Origin of the sequence: Phenylobacterium sp. CCH9-H3 (assembly GCF_001557235.1) — a bacterium.
GTDB lineage: Bacteria > Pseudomonadota > Alphaproteobacteria > Caulobacterales > Caulobacteraceae > Phenylobacterium.
The window spans coordinates 1-2,506 of sequence record NZ_LSJI01000100.1 but is presented as its reverse complement, the minus strand read 5'-3'; the positions used below and the strand labels follow the sequence as shown (position 1 = coordinate 2,506).

Sequence of the window (2,506 nt, the reverse complement as noted above, 5' to 3'; positions counted from 1 at the left end):
GGTTGGCGGCGTTCTTCATCAGGAAGATGAACAGCTTGTCCTGCCAGAGCGGCATGCCCGACTGGGCGGAGGGCACCACGCTGCGCCTTCCCAAGAAGAACGACGTGGCCATGATGTCGAACTTCAGCCCCTGCTTGCGGCACAGGCCCAGGGCCTTGGGCACGTTCGGCTGCTCCATGAAGCCGTAGCCGATGATGACCTTCTTGAAGTCCTCGTTCACCGGCTCGATCCGGATGCGGTTGTCGTCGCTGAGCCGCGGCGTCTCGGCGGTGTGCACGGAGAGAATGATGTTCTTCTCGTGCAGCACCTTGTTGTGCTTGAGGTTGTGCATCAGCGCGACCGGGGCGGTGTCCGGGTCGCTGGTCAGGAAGATGGCGGTGCCCGGCGCCCGGTGCGGCGCGCGCGCCTTCAGGATGTCGGCCAGTTCGGCCAGGGAGACGCTGTCGCGCCGCGTCTTGTCGGTAAGGATCTGGGCGCCGCGCGTCCAGGTCCACATGATCACCACCAGGGCCGCGCCCAGGACCAGCGGCAGCCAGGCGCCCTGCGGGATCTTCAGCAGGTTCGAGGAGATGAAGACGAGGTCCAGCGCGCCGAACGCGGCCGTCGCGCCCGCGGCCTGCCAGACCGGCCGCTTCCACATGTAGCGGACAATGTAGAAGAACAGCAGGGTGTCGACGAACATCGCCCCCGTCACCGCGATCCCGTACGCCGCCGCCAGGTTCGACGAGGTGCGGAACATGACGAGCAGCACCAGCACCCCGACCAGCAGGAACGTGTTCACCTGCGGCACGTAGATCTGCCCGGCCTGGGTTTCCGAGGTGCGCCGGATGTCGATCCGCGGGAACAGGCCCAGCGACACCGCCTGCTGGGTCATGGAAAACGCGCCGGTGATGACCGCCTGGCTGGCGATCACGGTGGCGGCGATCGCGAGCAGCCACACGGGCCAGTAGACCGCCTCGGGGATCATCTCGAAGAAGGGGTTTCCGCGCGTCTCCGGGCGCGCGAGGACCATGGCCCCCTGGCCCAGGTAGTTCAGCACCAGCGCGGGCAGGACGAGCACCACCCAGGCCGCCCGGATCGGGCCCTTGCCGAAATGGCCCATGTCCGCATACAGCGCCTCGGCGCCCGTGACGGCCAGGAAGACGCTGCCGAGGATGACGAAACCCAGGAATCCGTTGTCCAGCAGGAACATGACGCCGTAGTGCGGCGACAGGGCGCGGAAGACCGAGAGGTCGTCCCACAGGTGGTAGAGCCCCAGACCGCCCAGGACCAGGAACCAGGCCGCGGTCACGGGCCCGAACAGCTTGGCGACGCTGGCGGTGCCGCGGGACTGGACCAGGAACAGCACCACGAGGATGGCGGCGGCGGCCGGCAGCACCAGCGGGGCGAGCCTTGGGCCAACGCCCGGAATCTCCTTCATCCCCTCCATGGAGCCGAGGACCGAGACCGCCGGCGTGATGATCCCGTCGGCGTAGAACAGCGCCGCCCCGAAGACCCCCAGCAGAAAGATGATCACCGAGCGCCGACCGGGACTGACCCGCTGAGCGAGCGCCATGAGCGCGAGCGTGCCGCCCTCGCCCTTGTTGTCGGCGTTCATCAGGAAGACGACGTACTTGACCGTGACGATCAGCACGAGGGCCCAGATCACCAGGGAAACGACGCCCAGGACGGCAAGCTCGGCCGTTCCGCCGCTGCGCGAATGGGCGAGGGCCTCGCGCATGGCGTAGAGCGGGCTGGTGCCGATGTCGCCGAACACCACGCCGACGGACCCGAGCGCCAGCGCCCAGAATCCTTCCTTCTGCGAGCCGTGCCCATTCTGGGATTGCGACGTGTCCTCGGACGCCTTTTGAGCGTCGATCGACGGATCAGCCATCCAATATCTCCGAAGGGTCCCGAAAGACCCTCGTTCGCGGCCCGATGCCGTCGCGGCGGGCGCGAATACACCCAATCCGAACGGCGTACAATCGCACGACCCTCGTTGCAGGTGTCGCAGCCCAGCTTGCGCCTTGAACGGGGCGACTGTCGCTCTAGTTTCGAGGCGAACGGCTCGGGGGCCCGGAATGGATCGAAAACTGGCGCTCGTGACCGGCGCATCGGCAGGCATCGGCGCCGCTTTCGCCCGAATCCTGGCCAGCCACGGGTACGACCTGGCGCTCACGGCCCGACGGATCGAGCGGCTCGACGCCCTGGCCGAGGAGGTCCGGCTGCGCTGGGGCGTCCAGACCCTGACCGTGGCCGCCGACCTCGCCGAGCCCGAGGCTCCGGGCGAGATCCTGGACCACCTGACCGCGCACGGCCGCACGGTGGACTGCCTGGTCAACAACGCGGGCTACGGCCTGCCCGGCGGCTACGGCGAGACCCTCTGGACGGACCAGGCCGCCTTCATCCAGGTCATGACCACCGCCCCCTGCGAACTGGCGCACCGGGTGCTGGGCGGGATGCGGCAGCGCCGGTTCGCAGGGGGCGGTGGTCATGACCTGGATGAAGGCGGCCTGGTCCGTCCAGA

At 68.2% G+C, this 2,506-nt stretch carries 2 protein-coding genes; one reads left to right on the top strand and one right to left on the bottom strand.

Features of this window, described 5'->3' with window-relative positions; all coding sequences use genetic code 11:
* The coding region (locus AX721_RS09485) for a potassium transporter Kup (protein WP_068875773.1) at positions 1-1,873 on the bottom strand (1,873 nt) is incomplete at its 3' end.
* Between the two features lie 187 nt (positions 1,874-2,060).
* On the opposite strand from AX721_RS09485, the gene AX721_RS09480 reads away from it, so the two are divergent.
* On the top strand, positions 2,061-2,506 hold a 446-nt coding region (locus AX721_RS09480), incomplete at its 3' end, for an SDR family oxidoreductase (protein WP_156467096.1).